Here is a 19059-nt window from a genome sequence, read left to right on the forward strand (position 1 = left end):
ACATCATTTTGTGTTTATGCTCCGTCATCCTGATTCTGTAAAATGCTCACCAATATGTGCATCTTGTTTCTGGTTGGTATCAGCACTGCCCTCTTCTTGTGCCGTCACATCCGGGTGGATGATGGCGCGATACTTACCCTCTGCCGACAATGTCCCCCCGTCCAAGCCAATCAACACTCGATGATGTACAAAATGAACCCCATTCATCACCACCTCTACCCGGTCTGGTTTAAGGGCCAGCATGAAGGAATGATTGCGGTTAATTCCACGATAGGGGACGAGGCGAACACGATCCTGCCAGCTAAACGATTCGTCCCCCAGTTCCATCACCAGTTGGTCAGCATTACCCTCAGAACATTTTCGGAGCCAGGAGGCGGGCAAATGCGATTCCCACAAGGCCGCCTCCATGACCATCACGGGGGTTCGGGTCAAAGGATCATAGAGCTGATTACCTGTATCCAACAAGCCTGTACACTCAATATGATCCTGCCCAATCCATACCTGCACTTGTCCCAAAAACCCACTCATCCTTTCTGTGCGCTGCTTTGAGGACTGCACAATACGAAAGAAAAGCATCACTCCGCCAAATGCGCATAAAATAAACCAGAATGCGATTTTGAGTTCAAAGGACATTCCACCCGAAGCGGTGTACCAGATGCCGTTAAACAATTCCCCCGTATTTTGGAGAAAATAATGCATCCCCAAAATGCCACCTGCAGCTACAAAATTGATCATGTAAAAAGCACCCATTGTACGAAGATACTTTTGCATGCTGCCAAATCCAAAAGCCACCAGCAGCATTATGACCGATAATGCCAGTTTGATCAGGAACGTAAATAAAAAGGACAATTCCGGCACAAACATCATGACGACATACATTGCGCCGATTCCAGCTGAAGTCATCAACCTCCACCACACTGGACGGATTTTTCTCATCCAAGCGGTGACCATCAGCAACACAGCATCAATGAACAAATTGGCCAAAAAAATCAAGTCGATATAAACAACCAAGGCTTCACCCGCCCAGCGTTTGCAGGATAGGATTAAGTATAGTAGTCATGCTGTTCAAAGTCTGTCTAACGGTGGGGACGGTGACCGACTAATTTTGTCGGAAAGAGGAGAAGCGCCTGAACTGCAGGACACGGAAAACAGAAAGAAGCCCGCATCTCCAGGGAGAATGCGGGCAATCCGAATTGAAACTAGTTATCGTTATTATTATTGCGCGAACGGTTACGTAAGAATGTAGGAATGTCTAATTGGTCACTGCTTTGAGTGTTACCAAATGGACGCAAGTTAGGAGAGCCTTTTTCCGCCGATTCGGAAGTAGCCGGGTTGGCTGCCGGTTTACGTCCCGGTGCTGGTTGACTTGGCTTGCCTTCAAAGCCAGTGGCAATGACGGTAACCTTGATCTCTTCTTTCAACTCTTCGTCAATGATAGCACCGAAAATCATGTTTACTTCTGGATCGGAAGCCGATGTTACAATTTCAGCAGCCTCATTAACCTCATACAGAGACAGATTGTTGCCGCCAGTGATGTTCATAATCACACCACGAGCACCTTCAATGGATGTTTCCAACAACGGGCTCATGATAGCCTTGCGTGCTGCTTCAGCCGCACGATTTTCACCAGTTGCTTCGCCAATCCCCATCAAAGCGGAGCCACGCTCCGTCATGATCGTCTTAACGTCAGCAAAGTCGAGGTTGATTAGACCCGGTACAGCGATCAAATCTGAAATACCTTGAACCGCCTGACGCAGAACATTGTCTGCTTCACGGAATGCTTCCAACATTGGGGTTTTCTTGTCCACAATTTCAAGCAAACGGTCATTCGGGATTACAATCAAAGTGTCTACTTTTTCTTTTAATCCTTCAATACCAAGTTCAGCTTGATTTGAACGCTTACGCCCTTCAAACGTGAATGGTCGGGTTACCACGCCTACAGTCAGCGCGCCGCATTCCTTGGCAATTTCAGCAATGACAGGAGCCGCTCCGGTTCCAGTACCGCCACCCATTCCCGCCGTTACGAATACCATATCCGCACCTTTGAGCGTATTCATAATGAGCTCACGCGACTCTTCAGCCGCTTTTTTACCCACATCGGGGTTAGCGCCGGCACCCAGACCGCGGGTCAGCTTATCCCCAATTTGAAGCTTATGCTCAGACTTTGCTAAATGAAGTGCCTGGGCATCTGTATTGACTGTAATGAACTCCACACCCTGAACACCATTTTCGATCATTCGGTTAACCGCATTGCTGCCGCCGCCTCCGACGCCGATCACTTTAATTTGAGCCAAGCTCTCCATTTCAAAATCAAATTCCAACATACTATTCCATCTCCCCCTCAATGTGCATGGATGGCCCGTCCATGATTGGCATAATTAGCAATGAACGTTATATAAATTCACTGAACATATTTTTTAAGCGTTCAATCAACCCCTGCTTTTGCTCGCCTTCCGCAGCGGGACTACTGCTACTTTTGGTTCGGTTAGTCGGCTTCTTGGTACTTCCGCCACTGTTGCTAACGCTAGTCGATCTTCCGCGATAGTAACGAATAGCATTATGCAAGATTCCAACTCCGCTCGTGTAGCCCGGATCCCTTACACCGATAAAATCAGGTACGGCGATCCTTACGGAAGCGGCCAGTTCGCTTTGTGCCACCTGAAGTACACCAGGCATGGAGACGGTGCCTCCGGTAAGTATATAACCTCCCGGAAGCTCTGTGTAACCCAAGCGCTTAACTTCCGCCTGAATGAGTTGAAAAATTTCCTGCACTCTCGGCTCAATAATAGCAGCCAAATCCTGCTGGTTGAATTCCTTATCCACATTACTGCCGATACGCGTCACTTTAAAGACGACATCGGCTGCCGCATCATCATACCATGCGCAGCCGTATTTAAGCTTTACTTTTTCGGCTTGATCGGTAAGGGTTCTCAGTCCGTAGGCAATATCATTGGTTACAAATTCTCCACCAATCGGAAGTGTTGATGTGGCAACAATCGTTCCTTCCTGGAAAATGGCAACATTCGTAGATCCTGCACCAATATCCACCAGCACTGAACCCATCACCTTTTCATCCTTCGAAAGAGACAATTGTCCGGCTCCAAGAGGCAGCAAGACCAGATCTTTAATCCTCAAGCCGGCTTTCTCAACGCAGCGCAACAGATTATGTATCGGGGTCTTGCCTCCAGTAACAATCGTAGCCTCTACTTCGAGACGAACTCCAATCATACCGCGAGGGTCCTGAATGCCTTCAAGGCCATCCACGACATACTGCTTGGCTACCACGTCGATAATTTCTCTCTCCGGTGGTACGGCAATAACCTCAGCTGCCTTCAGTACACGCTCAATGTCCTCCTCACCGATTTCACGGTCCTCGTTGGACACGGCTACTACGCCATGACTATTTTGCAGGCCAATATGATTGCCTGAAATCCCCACATACACTTCTGTTATTTGAATACCAACCATGCGTTCTGCGTGATCCACGGCGTTACGGATTGATTGCACGGTTTGATCAATGTCTACAATTGCACCTTTGCGAATCCCTTCCGAGTCGGCAGATCCAACTCCAATAATATTAAAGGTTCCATTATTCATTTCCCCAATAATAGCCCGAACTTTGGATGTACCGATGTCCAAACTAACAATGATGTCATTGTTGCTCAAGTCTGTGGCACCTCCTGACTCCAAAATGAATTTCGTTCTTTAAACACACTCTGTACATATTCAACAAACTCCATGCTTTCCCTCTTTTTTCTACAAATTTTTTAGAAGCCAATTTATGGTTGCAGTCACATAAAAATTTGAAGAAAAAAGAAGGAGGCAAGTCTATTACCCATAAAATCAATTCTAGCATTTTTTCACATCACTGAGTAGTATCTTTTTCTTGACCCTCTTCACTCGTATCCGGTTTGAACGGAACGTAGGAATCCGCCTCCAACATGGTGATCAAACCTGGATCTTCTGTTTCTAGCACCTGGTTCAAATAGCTGATTTTAGAATTCAGTAGAGAAACAGTTGTAATAACCTCAAACTGGGAACGTGTGTACATTTTGATGCGATCCGGAAAAGAAGGAATCGGTGCGGGAATGATTTCCGAAATATCGGCTGTCCATTCCCCCGGAATGCGCGATAAAGCATCACACAGCTTCGCTTTGTACGGATCATCAGATTTCCATTTAGTCAAAATAGGCTTCTCAACAGCTATTCCGCTACTTCCCACGCTCACGCTTGTCCCATTCGCTAGAATAGCACGAAGGCTCCCATCACTCTGCAACTCGTAAGCGACCGTAGCAAACTCTTTAATGTGAATAGCAATAATACCCGGAAACTGCTTGTCCACTGTGACTTGCTGTATCGATTGAATTTCCCGCAGCTTCTCAGAGATGTCGGATGAACTGACTCCGAAATACTGGTCTCCAACAGCCAGACCGCTTCGATTAAGAAGCTGATCTCGGGTCGAAAATACATTACCATCAAAACGAATTTCAGAAACCCGACTCAACGAAGAACGGAAAAAGAGAACAGCGAGCAGTACGATAAACAACAAAATGAGAAGAATAGCAATCTTCCGGCTTGTTCTTTTTTTCGTTCTGTTCTTTTTAAGAACAGGTATTTGAGCATTTGGCATAGCTTCTCTCCACAAAAGCCTTTTGTCCCCCCGTTAACGGAGGGACATTACAGGCATTAATTTACGAAATCCAGGTGCTCCGGCACCGGAGACTGACGGCTCATTCGGGCACCCAGTCCCTGGAAAAGACGTTCGATCCGGTCATACCCTCTGTCAATATGATGAACCTGCTCGACAATAGTACGTCCTTGAGCCGCTAGACCCGCTATGACCAGCGCTGCCCCTGCCCGCAGATCGGTAGCCTCTACCGTAGCCCCGTACAGACGAGAAACTCCTCTTATAAAAGCAGCATTTGCATCAACCGTAATATCAGCACCCATTACATTTAGTTCATCCACATGTTTGAATCGGCTTTCGAAGACGGTCTCTTTCATGACACTAAATCCGTCCGCCAAAGAAAGCAGAACCATGACCTGAGATTGCAAATCTGTCGGAAAAGACGGGTAAGGGGAGGTAACGATCCTCTCCACTGCTTTGGGACGACTCATACAACTTACGGTCATTATATCATTCAAGATGCCGATTTGAACACCAGCCCGCCTGAGGACGTGAATCAAAGCAGACAAGTGGGATGGATTGCAGTGGGTCAGCGACACACTTCCTCGTGTAGCTGCAGCTGCAATCATAACCGTTCCAGCTACTATGCGGTCAGGAATGACCTCATACGTACACGGATTGAGGCGGCTGACCCCCGTGATTGTAATCGTGTCGGTTCCAGCACCAATAATACGGGCTCCCATGGCATTCAAGAAGTTTTGCAGATCCTGAATCTCCGGTTCCCTCGCTGCATTGGTGATCGTTGTTCGTCCTTCAGCCAACGCGGCGGCCATCATAATATTTTCCGTTGCACCTACACTCGGGAAATCCATGTGGATGTCCGAGCCGATTAGCTTGTGGGCTCGAAACGTAATTTGCTCGTCTTTTTCCTCTATCTCTGCGCCAAGAGCTTTTAAGCCCTCTAGGTGAAGATCAATTTTGCGCTCGCCTATGGCGCAGCCTCCGGGCTGGTAAATGGAAACTTCTCCATATCTGGCGAGCAGCGGTCCCATCAGAAAGATAGATGAGCGCATTTGCTTCATCAAATCTTCCGGAATTTGGAACGTTCGGACGGACGACGTATCCACGTATACCGTTTCCTCTTCATGTCGGCATGTACAGCCGAGTCTTTCAAGGATGTGCAGCATGACCTTAATGTCTAAAAGATGGGGCACATTCCGAATTTCTACCTTACCTTGTGCAAGTAAGCTCGCTGCAAGAATAGGTAGTGCCGCATTTTTTGCCCCATGGATACGTATGGTGCCTGACAGGGGACGGCCTCCCTCAATCACCAATTTGTCCAATGTATCACCTCCGAGTTTACCGCTCACCCACTACGAAAACCTCCGGAACTAGCTTGATGCCGGTTTGAGATGATATTGTACTTTGAATATGCTTCATTAGGGTAAGCACGTCCTCTGCTGTCGCTTGACCGGTATTTACAATGAAATTGGCATGCTGTACAGATACCTCAGCGCCTCCCGCCTTCAAGCCCTTGAGACCTGCGCTCTCAATAAGACGAGCAGCATAGTCACCTGGAGGATTACGGAACACGCTTCCTGCACAAGCTAACTGTAGCGGCTGGGTCAGCCGACGGCGGTCTTTAAAAGCCGCAAGCGCTGATGAAATTTCCTCCCGATCGCCCCGCTTCATCCGAAACACTGCCTCTGTCACCATTCCACGTTGCTCATGCAACACGGAGTGACGATAGCTGAAATGCATATTGTCAGCATCGTACACAGCCAATTCCCCTGTATCCAGCACAATCTCAGCGGACTGGAATATTTGTGACACATCAGACCCATGGGCACCGGCGTTCATGTAGACAGCCCCACCGACTGATCCTGGGATACCACCAGCAAATTCAAGACCGGACAGGCCCTGCTTGCTGGCCATAACGCACAGTTTGACCAGTGAAACGCCTCCTCCAGCAACGATCTGTTCATTCTCAAAATGAACATAATCAAATCCTGGCCCCAGCTTGATCACAAGTCCCCGTATCCCTTTGTCAGAGACGAGCATGTTGGAGCCCCGCCCCAACTGCATCCAGGGAATTCCGTGCTCGCTAGCCAGCTTCAAAACTCTTGCCAGCTGCTCTTTGGTATCCGGGATGACAAGTGCATCCGCAGGGCCTCCAATCTTCCATGTCGTATATTTGGACAGCGGCTCATGCTCCAGCACTTTTCCGATATCATGCTCCGCTAATAATGGCATCCATTGCTGCATTGTACTGAAACCTCCTTGTTGCTTGCCCCGCATGGTTGTAAGGCTCTCACCTGACAACCGGCAGCCTGAGTGATGGTCACAATCTATAGGGTATCCTATGTAAATACCATCCGGTGTGTGACAACCGCCCAATTCTGCGCTGCAGACTACCTTTTATGGGCAAGACGTTCCATTTCTTTTACTAAAATATCTGCTGAGTCAGGCTTGCCGAGCGCAGACGCCGACTCTGCCATGCGACTTCGCCGTGCCTCATCCTTCATAATTCCCGCTATAGATTGAAACAGGGCCGGGCCACTCAGTTCCTTTTCTACAATCATGACGGATGCGCCTGCCTTTTCAAGTGTACGAGCATTAGCCTCCTGATGGTTATTCGTCACATTAGGTGATGGGATCAGAATAGACGGAATGCCCAAAGATGTGATCTCTGCCAAGAAGGACGCACCTGCGCGATTAACAATTAAAGAGGTACAAGCCAGCACCTCTGGCATATTGTGAATATAGGGAAGCACATGTAGATGATTGGGCAATGAGCCGATCTGATTCCGTATGCTATCCAGCGTTTGCTCATAATAAGATTCACCGGTTACATATACAAAATGGACGTCTTTCAGTTGCGAAAGTTGCGGAGCCATTGCAATCATGGCGTCATTAATGGCCTTCGCTCCCCTGCTGCCACCGACCACAAGGACGACCGAACTGTTCATCGGAACCCCAATTGTAGCAAATCCCCGATCCCGGTTAGCCAAACGAACTGTTGTAGCACGCGGGTTCCCAGTGTACAGTACATTTTTAGCTTTGGGGAAAGCTCCTTCTGAGCCTTCAAAGCTAACAGCCACTGTATCCACATAGCGACTCAGAAATGTATTAGTCAACCCTGGAATTGCATTTTGCTCATGAATAATGCTGGGAATTCCCAACTTGGAAGCTGCATAAACGACGGGGCCGCATACATATCCCCCAGTGCCAATAACGACATCTGGCTTAAATTTCTTTAATAATGCTTTGGATCTGCGAACCCCTTTGAAAAAGCGCATGATCGTTTTTATATTTTCCACAGACAAGCTGCGGCGAAATCCTGTGATATCAATAGCCTCAAATGGAATTTTTTCCTGAGGAACCAACTTACTTTCGAGTCCTCGTTGACCGCCAATATATAAAAATTCAGCGTCCGGATCAATCTCTTCGCACTGTCTGGCTACGGCTAGCGCCGGATAAATATGCCCTCCGGTGCCGCCGCCGCTCAACACGACGCGCATAAACGTTCACCTCGCATAACGTGATAAATTTAGTAAAATGCCCAGAGCTGTTAGCATTAAGGTCAGAGAAGAACCTCCATAGCTGATTAAGGGCAGTGTTATTCCTGTCACCGGCATTAAACCGATAACGACACCAATATTAATGACGACCTGTACGGCGACCATTGCGACAATACCCACCGCAAGCAAACTGCCATAGGTATCCGGAATAGTTATAGCGACACGCATTCCTCTCCATACGAGAACCAAAAAGAGCCCCAGCACCGTCATTCCACCGATAAAGCCAAGCTCCTCCGCCAAAATGGAAAAAATAAAATCAGTTTGCGGCTCAGGAACGTAACTATATTTTTGTCGACTCATGCCGAGTCCCAAGCCCGCCAGCCCGCCAGGACCAATCGCATACAGCGATTGAATAATTTGATAGCCTGCGCCAAGCGGATCGGACCAAGGGTCCAGAAAAGCGGTGATGCGCTGGAGTCGATAAGGCGCGGCTGCAATCAGTGCAGCAAACCCTGCTGCTCCCGACAGAGCCAGCAGACCGAGATGCTTCATACGCGCGCCTGCCGTAAATACGATGAGCATGGACGCTCCCATCATTACCGTGCCTGTGCCCAAATCGGGCTGGAGCATAATAAGCCCAAAAGCCAGTCCCATAAGTCCAAGCGGGGGCAACAGGCCGCGCGTAAAAGAGCTAATATCATAGTCAGGACGACTGAGCCAACGAGCGAGAAAAAGAATCATACCCAGCTTCATAAACTCGGAAGGCTGAATGCCGAAAGAGCTAATACCGAGCCAGCTTCGTGCCCCTCCTCTTACTACACCAATGCCGGGAATTAATACGGCAACCAGCAGCGCTAGACAGATCAACAACACGACCTTGGCATATTTCTGCCAGATCCGGTAGTCCGTTCTGGCAGTAAAGTACATCGCTACAAGGCCGAGCCCTGCAAACAGCAATTGCCGCTTTACAAAATAGTAGGAGTCCCCGTACTCGTGAAAAGCGAGGACGGCGCCCGCACTGTATACCATAACCATGCCGATGGCTAATAAGCTTACAATACAAACGAAAAGCCATAGATCCGGCGCTGGACGAGACTGCTTCATCAGGAGGCCACCCCTTGGATAAAAGTAGGGGCTTATCCAACCCCCCTACTTACAATTTATGCGCCGCCTCTTTAAAAATACGTCCACGCTCTTCATAGGATCGGAACATATCCCAGCTTGCACAGGCGGGTGAGAGTAATACTACATCTCCCGTCTCAGCAAATTCAGCAGCCTTGTTCACAGCCTCCACGAGCGTAGCGGCGGCATCCTCCCCATTATCGACGACCTTGACATGCTCTATTCCAGCCTGATGGGCCCGCTGAGCCAGCTTATGCCGTGTCTCACCCAAGAGCACAACGGCTTTCACACCTTCCTGCAAGGAAGGTACGAGCTCTGTATAATCAGAGCCGCGATCCAATCCTCCGGCAATGAGTACAATCGGTTGCTTAAAGGAAGATAAGGCCATCATTGTTGCTTTCGAATTGGTTGCTTTGGAGTTATTGTAATAAGCTACACCAGCGTGTTCTAAAACATATTCAAGCCGATGTTCGACGCCGCGAAAAATACTTAATGGTTCCGCCAAATTTGCTGGTTCTGCGCCTGCAGCAATGGCGATTGCGCAAGCAGCAAGAGCATTTTCTACGTTAAAACGACCCGGAAGTCCAATCTCAGCTACGCCTATAATGGGATGCAGCACACCATTTCCATCGCGGTATACGATGCTACGTTCAATATCATCCGTCACATCCGGTATGTATGGCGGGTCAGCGAACAACCCTTCCTGCAAACGTTCTGTCATAGAGAACGGAAGCAGCTTCGCTTTTATATAGGGTACGAGCTCCCGGCAGACGGGGTCATCCCAGTTCACCACCGCGGTATCCGCTGCCGTTTGATTGGCAAATAGACGCGCCTTTGATGCAACGTAGTCCTCCATGCCTCCGTGGTAGTCCAAATGGGTCTCAGCTACATTGAGCAGGCAGGCCACAGTGGGCTTGAAATCTTTTGTTCCTTTTAACTGAAAGCTGCTCAGCTCCACAACCATCCACTCGTCCGACTTGGCATCCACAGCCGCCTCACATACAGGGGTACCGATATTACCAGCCACGATTGGATTCATGCCGGATGCTTCCAACAGCTTGCCTACCCAAGTGGTCGTGGTCGTCTTTCCGTTGGAGCCAGTAATTCCGATGATCGGAGCTTTACATAGATGGTAGGCGACCTCAACCTCGGTCACGACCTCAATGCCGAGCTCGACAGCTTTCTGTACGGGAGGGGCCGTATAAGGAATCCCTGGATTTTTGACAACCAGCTTCACTCCAGGATGAATTAGCCCCTCTGGGTGACCCCCACATAAAACGGAAATTCCCAAAGCCTCTAATTCAGAAGCTTCGGGACATTGTTCCCTATCCTTTTTATCATTGACTGTCAGCTTGGCTCCAGCCTGGTGCAGCACCTTGGCAACTTGCACGCCGCTTTTAGCCAGACCGATAATGACGACTTCCTGATCTCTGTATGCGTCTGGATGGTTCATTTGTCTACAACCCCTTGTTGAGATAAAGTCCAAGTCCTGCCAACAGCAGTCCTACAGCCCAGAATGTAATAACTACGCGCCATTCGGACCAGCCGGACAGCTCGAAGTGATGATGAATTGGGCTCATTTTGAAAATACGCTTGCCACGTGTTTTAAAGGAAGCTACTTGCAAGACTACGGACAGCATTTCAATTACGAATACACCACCGATAATGAGAAACAAAATTTCGCTTTTCGTAACAATGGCAATGGCACCTATGGCGCCGCCAATTCCCAGCGAGCCTGTATCACCCATAAACACCTTGGCTGGATGAGCATTATATACGAGAAATCCGAGTACAGCGCCAATCATAGCCGCTGAGCATACTGCTGCCGGAAGCGAGGTTGCCTGAATCGCGACAATGGCATAAGCAGCAAAGGCAATGGCACTTGTACCGGACAGCAGCCCGTCCAGCCCATCCGTGAAATTGACAGCATTGCTAATCGCCAGCATCATGATAATGATGAACGGATAATAAAACCAGCCACCCCAATCAAATGACCATGACGTTCCAGGGATGCCGATCGCAGTACTATGATCATTGTTAAGCAGAAGCCAGCACATAATCGCGCCAAACAACAATTGCCCAAACAGCTTTTGACGCGCCGTCAGACCTAACGAGCGTTTGAATACAATTTTGATATAGTCGTCCAAAAAGCCGATCAGCCCAAAACCGAGCGTAGCAACCAACAGAACGTAAAAGTCCGTATTTTTGATAGCTGAAAACTTAAGAAAGGTCAGCGTAAAAGCCACCAGAATCACGATACCGCCCATTGTAGGCGTACCTATCTTTTTAAGATGGCTTTTTGGCCCGTCATCCCGGACCTGCTGGCCGAATTTCATTCGCCGCAGCAGCGGAATGAGCAGTGGAGCGGCAATGACCGCCAGTATAAACGATACGACGATCGTCAGCAGTAATAATTGAATATCCATGGGAGTCTCCCTCTCGTCAACATCGGTTCTGTAGCGGACCGTTTTTCAGCGTATCCACAATTTCTTCTAGCCGCATCCCTCTGGATGCCTTAACCAGCACGATATCATTGGCGTGGAGATGAACCTGCAAATGCTGGATCAGCTCTTGCTTATCTGTATAAGCGTGCACGTTAGCAGTTGGCATCAACCCTTGCGCACCCTGCGCAATCGAAGTGCCTAACGCACCGTAGGTATACAGTACCTCTACGTCGTGCTTTGCCGCAAAAATTCCAATCTCCTCATGGAATTGCTTTTCCTCAGGTCCCAGCTCCAGCATGTCACCAAGTACGGCGACTTTACGTCCGTCCGTTTTATATGCAGACAACGTCTGAATGGCAGCCTTCATTGAAGCCGGGCTGGCATTATAAGCGTCGTTTAGCACGGTAAGTCCATTAGGACAGTTCACGACCTCAATGCGCATGCCCGTCAGTTTTAAAGACGACAACCCTTTACGTATATGGTCTGCATCGACATTGAAATGACGCGCTACCGCCAGTGCTGCCAAACCATTTACAACATTGTGCTGTCCAAGCAAGGGAAGCCGGAAAGCCTCTTTGCCAGATTGGGCTGTTATGAATAAGCTACCTTCTCCATCCGAAGTGATTTCAGTCGGATAGTCATCGTTTCCTGTAGCTAGCCCGAACGTAAACAATTTTAAACCTTCAGGCTTGACCGTTTCAGACTCCGCCAACACTTGTGAAAGCAGTGGTTCATCCCCATTGTAGATCAGCAAACCACCAGGCTTAAGGCCACTTGTAATCTCCAACTTTGCACGAGCGATTTCCGTTCGAGAACCAAGCTGCAGCAAGTGCGATTCGCCTATGTTCGTTATGATAGCTACATCTGGTTGGGCGATATTAGCCAGCAGACGAATCTCTCCGCGCCCACTCATGCCCATCTCCAGAATGAGAATATCTGTATCCTGCGGCATGGAAAGTACAGTTAAAGGCAAACCGATATGATTGTTATAATTTCCTTCGGTTTTGTGTACTTTAAAAGTCGTGCCCAGCAGAGCGTTTACGATGTCTTTCGTTGTCGTCTTGCCGTTGCTTCCCGTGATCCCAACGACAGAAACGCCAATTTCGCGTAAGTATGCAGCTGCTAGATGCTGAAGGGCTTCTAGCGTATCCTCTACCTCAATAGCGTTCTCAGCCGGAGGTGCTCCATGATCCTTTTGCCATAAAAACGCAGCTGCACCTGCCTCACTTACGATCTGCTGCACATAATTATGTCCATCAAACCGTTCGCCCACGAGTGGAACAAACAGCCCTTGGCTCTGCGGCCTGCGAGAATCTGTAAAAACGCCTTCGACCATCTGTTCGGCGTCCGCTTCTCCGTGAAGTGTTCCTCCACACATAGATGCAATCTGACCGATTGTTCTTTTCATCACTTGGATAAACCCCTTATCGCTTCTTTGGCTACGATGCGGTCATCGAATTCATGCACCGTTTTTCCGATCAACTGGTAAGTCTCATGACCTTTTCCCGCAATCAATACTACATCGTCAGGGCTTGCCATTTCAACAGCTTTATGAATTGCAGTTCTGCGATCCACGATCAATTCGTATCGTTCTGCGGGTACACCTTCGTCAATCAGCCCTTGTTCGATGTCTTTCAAAATCACTTTCGGGTCCTCTGTTCGCGGATTATCGGAAGTAATAAACGAATGATCGCTGTAACGCGCAGCAATTTTCCCCATCAACGGACGTTTTGTACGATCCCGGTCACCGCCGCATCCAAATACACACCATACTTTACCGACCGCAAATTCCTTTACGGTGCGAAGGACATTTTCCAATCCGTCCGGTGTATGGGCATAATCTACAATAACAGCAAAGGGCTGACCCGCATCTACAGGCTCTACCCGCCCATCTACGCCTGCGATAGACTCTAGACTGCGCTTGATATCCACTAGCGAGATTCCTTCCAGTAAAGCAGCGGTAATGGCCGCCAGTGCGTTGTACACATTGAACTTGCCCACCATTCGAAGTTCAATATCGGTATCTCCTTTAAAAGTAGACACATGGAAGGAGGTTCCCTTGGAACCTATAGTGATACGAGATGCCTGCACATCAGACTCCTTTTCCACGCCGTATGTAATCACTTGGGCCGCAGTTTGAGCCTGCAAATAGGAAGAAGCCGGATCGTCTGCATTCAGAACAGCATATTTGCTATCTGATGCATCCCGCGAGAAAGCATTTCCCAACCTAGAGAACAAAAGTCCTTTTGCAGCACGGTACTCCTCCATTGTGTTGTGGTAGTCCAGGTGGTCCTGCGTCAGGTTTGTAAATATAGCGGTGCGAAAATCAGTTCCTTTGACGCGGCCTTGCTCCAACGCATGTGAGGATACTTCCATGACACAGCATTGAACCCCCTGCTCTGCCATATTTCCGAGATAACGTTGCAGTTCCACCGCTTCGGGCGTAGTGCCAGACATTGGGTAAGACTGACCTCCGTAACGCATTTGAATCGTACCAATCAGTCCGGTGTTCACCCCGGCATCCTTCATGATCTTTTCAATCAGATAAGTTATCGTTGTTTTACCGTTGGTTCCGGTTATGCCGATCATGCGCATACGTCGGCTCGGTGAATCAAACATATAATCCGCCAAAACCGCCATGGCATGTCGTGCATCCTTAACTACAAGCTGCGGAACAGGTACATCCAGTTCCCGTTCAACGACCAAAGCTGCCGCCCCGGACGCAATTGCCTGCTCAGCATAGTCATGTCCGTCCACTGTAAAACCTGGCAAACATAGAAATAAATCTCCCTGTTGCACTCGACGTGAATCCGCCCCGATTCCTCGGCAATCCACTGTACCGTCACCCACCACACGGGAGACGGCCAGCAGTGAAGCCAATTGTTGAAGCTGCATCTTTCATTCCTCCATTGCTCTCTCGTTATTCATAGTATGGTATAAAATGAACCTATCAATCCCCCATGTAAATACGGATCGTTGATCCCCGCTCCAATCTGGAGCCCGGCTTCGGCGCCTGACTCACGACCGTCTTGCCTGACCCAGATTTCACGAGCATAAAGTTCATATTCATATCTTCGTACAAATCAGCTGCAGTAGCACCTACCAGATCAGGTACCGTTTCGATCGGATTTTCTCCATACTTGTACTCTTTGGCAATTTGATTGGTGCGAGGCGGTATTTTCAAGGCAATCAGCGCGTCCTTTAAAATATTTTGCACGATTGGCGCAGCAACCACCCCGCCGAATTGAATGCCCTTCGGGTTATCGACAGCGGTATAAACGACGATTTGCGGATCATCCGCCGGTGCAAAACCAATAAAGGATACAATATGCTCCGAGGAAGAATAACGCCCGTTAATCACCTTTTGTGCTGTCCCCGTTTTACCTCCCACCCGGTAGCCTTCAATAAAAGCAGGACGACCTGTACCTTTAGCAACGACGCTTTCCAGCGCTTCCCTTACCTGTCGGGAGGTTTCCTCTGAAATAACCCTACGTACCAGTTCTGGCTCTACTTTTTCCAGCACTTTTCCGGTTCCCGGCTGAACCCAACCTTTTGTAATGTGAGGCTTATAAAGATTACCGCCATTGATTGCCGCTGATACAGCCGTAACCTGCTGGATCGGAGTAACAGACACCCCTTGACCAAAAGCGGTTGTCGCCAGCTCTACAGGACCGACCTGAGGTAGTTTGAACAAAATACCGTTGCCCTCACCAATCATGTCGATCCCCGTTTTGCTGCCGAAGCCAAAATTGCGAATGTATTTGAACAGTGTTTCTTTACCTAATCGCTGCCCCAATGTTACAAAACCGGGGTTGCAAGAATTCTCCACCACTTGAAGAAAAGTTTGGCTTCCATGTCCGCCTTTCTTCCAGCAACGCAGTCGTGCTCCACCGACTTCAATATATCCCGGATCAAAAAAACGGTCATTTTTGAGATTGACCTTCTTTTCTTCCAAGGCAGCCGCCAGTGTAATAATTTTGAAAGTAGACCCAGGTTCATATGTCATCCAGATAGGCAGATTTCGATTATAGATTTCAGGCGCATATTGCTTGTATTGCGCTGGCTCATAGCTTGGTCGTCCAGCCATGCCTAATATTTCACCCGTCTTAGGGTTCATAGCTATAGACAATGCGGACTTCGCCTGAAATTTGACCATGGCTTGGTCAAGTTCCCGTTCCATAATGGACTGCACAGACTTATCAATGGTTAATTGTAAATTCAGTCCATCCTTCGGTTCAATGTATTTTTCAGAAGAACCAGGCATTAGACGACCACCTGCATCCGATAAATACGCAATGCTTCCGTCGATTCCCCGAAGCTTACTGTTTTGCTGCTTCTCTACGCCTGTCAACCCTTGATTATCAATTCCTGTAAACCCAAGAATATGAGCCGCTAGATCACCATAAGGATAATAACGTTTGTTGTCTTCAGCAACAACGATACCCGGCAGCTTCAAATCACGAATTTGCTGCGCTTTCTCCATCGTAATTTTTCGTCCGCCGGGCTGAAGTTTTTGGCTTGCTGTTCGTTTGGTAATCAGCTTGAGCACTTTATCCTCACTCATATCCAGCAAGGGCGCCAGCCTGCGTGCCGTTTCTTCCGGCTTCTTAATTTGTACTGGTATCGCCATGACTGTCGGCGAACTGACATTATAGGTCAGCGCCGTACCCTGCCGATCTAAAATTTCGCCACGCTTGGCGGCAAATGGAATATTGCGGCGCCACGAATCCTCAGCCTTGGCCGAGAGCTCGCCTCCTTTACCCAATTGAACATAGGCGAGCCGGATCGACAAGGCCGCAAACAGTACAAATAATCCCATTAGCCCCCATACCAGCCTCCGCCGCATGGTCACGTTAGATTTTTTCAAACGCGCTCCCTCCGTTCCTCAAATACTCATGACATGTCTTACCTCATGAATATTCAAAAGAACGGACATTAGAACAAGCTATCAGTTATCCTCGCCTTTAATCGCAGCAGCACTTTCCTCATCTGCAACAGCAGATATTCCTCCCTTAGGATCTCCCGAGTCTGTTCCAGCATCAGCAGTAGTACCGGAATCGGTTTTAGTATCGACCTCCGTTTTTGTTGCGCTGCCGGTCTGGTTAGCTGCAACTCCATTGGTCGAGTCCTGTGCTTCCTCCGGTTTCACTCCGGTCACCGTTTCTTTGGCCGGCTGAAGCGTCACGCTGACGATCCGCTTTCCATTTACCATTTGCGCCTTTTGAGAGACAACATAACCTTCGCCGCTTACCTGCACACCAACCTTCATAAGGGTCAGAACTTGAAGTGTGTCACGCAACGAAACACCTGTAAAATCAGGAATAGTCATGTTGGCACTATCCTCAGTCAGCAAGTAAATGCGTTGTCCGGGTTTCATTTTGACGCCTGCTTCAGGATACTGGCGAACAATTTTGGAGCCTTTGCCTACCGTTTCATAGGCAATTCCCTGTTTGAGCAATGCATTTTGCGCATCCTTCTTCACCTGACCAGTTAATGTTGGTACCGTTGGCAAATTCACTGTTTTTACAACAGCGGCACCTGATTTATTCGTTTTAGTTCCCGTTTTTGGAACCCCCATATATTGCAACGATTGGGATACAATTTTTTTAAATACAGGTGCTGCTGCTGTACCGCCGCCTACCGATTTGTTAGGTTCGTCCATAACAACCAAAACAGCTATTTTCGGATCATTTACCGGTGCAAAACCTATAAAGGACACGACATCCTTCGAATGGTCATATACTTTTCCTACGACCTTCGTCGCCGTACCTGTTTTACCAGCTACACGATATCCGTCAATATAAGCAAGGCGTCCCGTACCAATTTCTTGGTCAGATACGACCTGCTCTAGATAGCTGCTTGTCTGGACTGCCGATTCCCGAGTAATCACTTGGCGTACTTCCTTCGGTTGAATCGTCTGAACTTCGCCTGTATCTGGGTTGATGATTTCCTTCACCAGATGAGGCTGCATCAGCTTCCCCCCGTTAGCAATTGCCGAGATGGCAGCTACCTGCTGGATTGGCGTCACCTGAACACGTCCGTGTCCATATGAAGCGGTTGCGACCTCGGATTTGTACTGGGTATGGAACGTAATAGCTCCGGTAGACTCACTTGGAAGATCAATGCCCGTTTTCACGCCGAATCCAAAGTTATTAATATATTTCTTCAGTCTCTCGCCACCCAACTTATCCAAACCCAGATGGACGAAACCAACGTTACTTGAGCGCTTGACTCCCTGAAGATAGGTTAACGTTCCCCAGTTGCGGCTTACATCACGAATATCCCAGCCTCCGACCCGAATCATACCAGATTGGTAAGATTCATTTGGATTGAACACCTTTTCTTGAACCGCAGCTGCCAAGGTTACAATCTTAAACGTGGAGCCAGGCTCGTAGATAGATTGAGTAGCATTATTACGGAAATATTCCAAGGGTGTACTCCCATATGTATTGGGATTAAAATTCGGATAAGTTGCCATACCAAGAACATCCATCGTCTGGGGATCAGCAGCTACTACAGTCATCGTTTTAGGGTTGTATTTTGCAATAGCTTCCTGCATGGCATCCTCTATATAATACTGAATTGTATCGTCAATCGTCAGCTTTAAATTTTTACCATTTTGTGCCGGCTCATAGACACTTTCCGATCCTTGAAGAGGAACTCCCTTCCGATCCCGCTGATACAGAAGCTTTCCAGCCGTCCCCGAGAGCTCTTTATTATAATAAGCTTCCAACCCCATACCTGCTGTGCCATCTTTTCTTTGATAGCCAAGAACATGGGAAGCCAGCTTATTTTCCGGATAATAGCGTTTGGATTCTTGAACGGTGTCCACAGCTCCAATTACTTCATACTTATCCTTCAAATACTCTTTGAACGTATCCACTTGTGCCTTGATCTCAGGGTCTACCTTCCAGCCCCCATTACGAATCTCGCGATTTTTTAAGTAGTTCCCCTTTTTATCCTTTGCGGAAAGATGTCCTCTCAGCTCATCCTCAGGCGTTTTGAGTAACTGGTGCAGCTTAGCTACAACCTCATTCTCCAAATCATACTCCTGAATGATGCTAGGATTGACAACTACCGTATAAGCCGGTGCATCCGTAGCCAATACGTTTCCTTTACGGTCCGTAATGGTTCCACGCTTGGGCTGAATCACCTGATCTCTTTCCACTTGATTAACTACCAGGTTATGCCAGTATTCCCCGCTCACAACTTGAATCCAAAATACTTTAAGTAGCAGAACAAGAAAAAAGAGGGTAATACATCCCCCTATTAGCAGTGTGCGAAGCTTTATTCTTTTGACCATAGCTCAAACCTCTCTGCAAAAAAATGTACGTCAGAGCATAGC

14 protein-coding genes are annotated in these 19059 nt (G+C 48.2%); all 14 read right to left on the reverse strand.

What is annotated here, in order from left to right; genetic code table 11:
* Positions 1-24 precede the first annotated feature (24 nt).
* Positions 25-1011: a sigma-E processing peptidase SpoIIGA gene (spoIIGA, locus tag AOU00_RS03900; protein ID WP_069289984.1), complete on the reverse strand. Its 987-nt coding sequence runs from the start codon at positions 1009-1011 to the stop codon at positions 25-27.
* Between the two features lie 188 nt (positions 1012-1199).
* Positions 1200-2324: a cell division protein FtsZ gene (gene ftsZ / locus AOU00_RS03905; RefSeq protein ID WP_013311084.1), complete on the reverse strand. Its 1125-nt coding sequence runs from the start codon at positions 2322-2324 to the stop codon at positions 1200-1202.
* A 67-nt stretch (positions 2325-2391) separates the two neighbouring features.
* Positions 2392-3666, reverse strand: a complete 1275-nt coding sequence (ftsA, locus tag AOU00_RS03910; protein ID WP_061828509.1) for a cell division protein FtsA — start codon at positions 3664-3666, stop codon at positions 2392-2394.
* Between the two features lie 199 nt (positions 3667-3865).
* Positions 3866-4630 carry a cell division protein FtsQ/DivIB gene (locus AOU00_RS03915; RefSeq protein WP_061828510.1) on the reverse strand — a complete coding sequence of 255 codons (765 nt, stop codon included), beginning with the start codon at positions 4628-4630 and terminating at the stop codon, positions 3866-3868.
* A 56-nt stretch (positions 4631-4686) separates the two neighbouring features.
* Entirely contained in the window at positions 4687-5997 is a 1311-nt protein-coding gene (murA, locus tag AOU00_RS03920) for a UDP-N-acetylglucosamine 1-carboxyvinyltransferase (RefSeq protein ID WP_172828261.1), read from the reverse strand.
* Positions 5987-6892: a UDP-N-acetylmuramate dehydrogenase gene (gene murB, locus AOU00_RS03925; protein WP_069289985.1), complete on the reverse strand. Its 906-nt coding sequence runs from the start codon at positions 6890-6892 to the stop codon at positions 5987-5989. The genes murA and murB overlap by 11 nt, the downstream gene beginning before the upstream one ends.
* A 146-nt stretch (positions 6893-7038) precedes the next feature.
* On the reverse strand, positions 7039-8148 hold the full coding sequence (murG, locus tag AOU00_RS03930; RefSeq protein WP_061828512.1) for an undecaprenyldiphospho-muramoylpentapeptide beta-N-acetylglucosaminyltransferase: 1110 nt from the start codon (positions 8146-8148) through the stop codon (positions 7039-7041).
* A gap of 6 nt (positions 8149-8154) precedes the next feature.
* On the reverse strand, positions 8155-9252 hold the full coding sequence (spoVE, locus tag AOU00_RS03935) for a stage V sporulation protein E (RefSeq protein ID WP_061828513.1): 1098 nt from the start codon (positions 9250-9252) through the stop codon (positions 8155-8157).
* Positions 9253-9301: 49 nt separating this feature from the next.
* Positions 9302-10723 (reverse strand): UDP-N-acetylmuramoyl-L-alanine--D-glutamate ligase, encoded by a 1422-nt coding sequence (gene murD, locus AOU00_RS03940; protein WP_069289986.1) that lies wholly within the window; start codon positions 10721-10723, stop codon positions 9302-9304.
* A gap of 4 nt (positions 10724-10727) precedes the next feature.
* Positions 10728-11696, reverse strand: a complete 969-nt coding sequence (gene mraY / locus AOU00_RS03945; RefSeq protein WP_069289987.1) for a phospho-N-acetylmuramoyl-pentapeptide-transferase — start codon at positions 11694-11696, stop codon at positions 10728-10730.
* A gap of 16 nt (positions 11697-11712) precedes the next feature.
* Positions 11713-13122, reverse strand: a complete 1410-nt coding sequence (locus AOU00_RS03950) for a UDP-N-acetylmuramoyl-tripeptide--D-alanyl-D-alanine ligase (RefSeq protein WP_069289988.1) — start codon at positions 13120-13122, stop codon at positions 11713-11715.
* A complete protein-coding gene (locus AOU00_RS03955; protein ID WP_069289989.1) occupies positions 13122-14609 on the reverse strand; it encodes a UDP-N-acetylmuramoyl-L-alanyl-D-glutamate--2,6-diaminopimelate ligase in 1488 nt (495 codons plus the stop codon). The genes AOU00_RS03950 and AOU00_RS03955 overlap by 1 nt, the downstream gene beginning before the upstream one ends.
* A 55-nt stretch (positions 14610-14664) precedes the next feature.
* Complete coding sequence (locus tag AOU00_RS03960; RefSeq protein ID WP_069289990.1) at positions 14665-16581, reverse strand: stage V sporulation protein D; 1917 nt, start codon at positions 16579-16581, stop codon at positions 14665-14667.
* Between the two features lie 81 nt (positions 16582-16662).
* Positions 16663-19017 (reverse strand): penicillin-binding transpeptidase domain-containing protein, encoded by a 2355-nt coding sequence (locus AOU00_RS03965; RefSeq protein ID WP_069289991.1) that lies wholly within the window; start codon positions 19015-19017, stop codon positions 16663-16665.
* Between the last annotated feature and the right edge of the window lie 42 nt (positions 19018-19059).

This window comes from Paenibacillus polymyxa (assembly GCF_001719045.1).
Taxonomy (GTDB): domain Bacteria; phylum Bacillota; class Bacilli; order Paenibacillales; family Paenibacillaceae; genus Paenibacillus; species Paenibacillus polymyxa_B.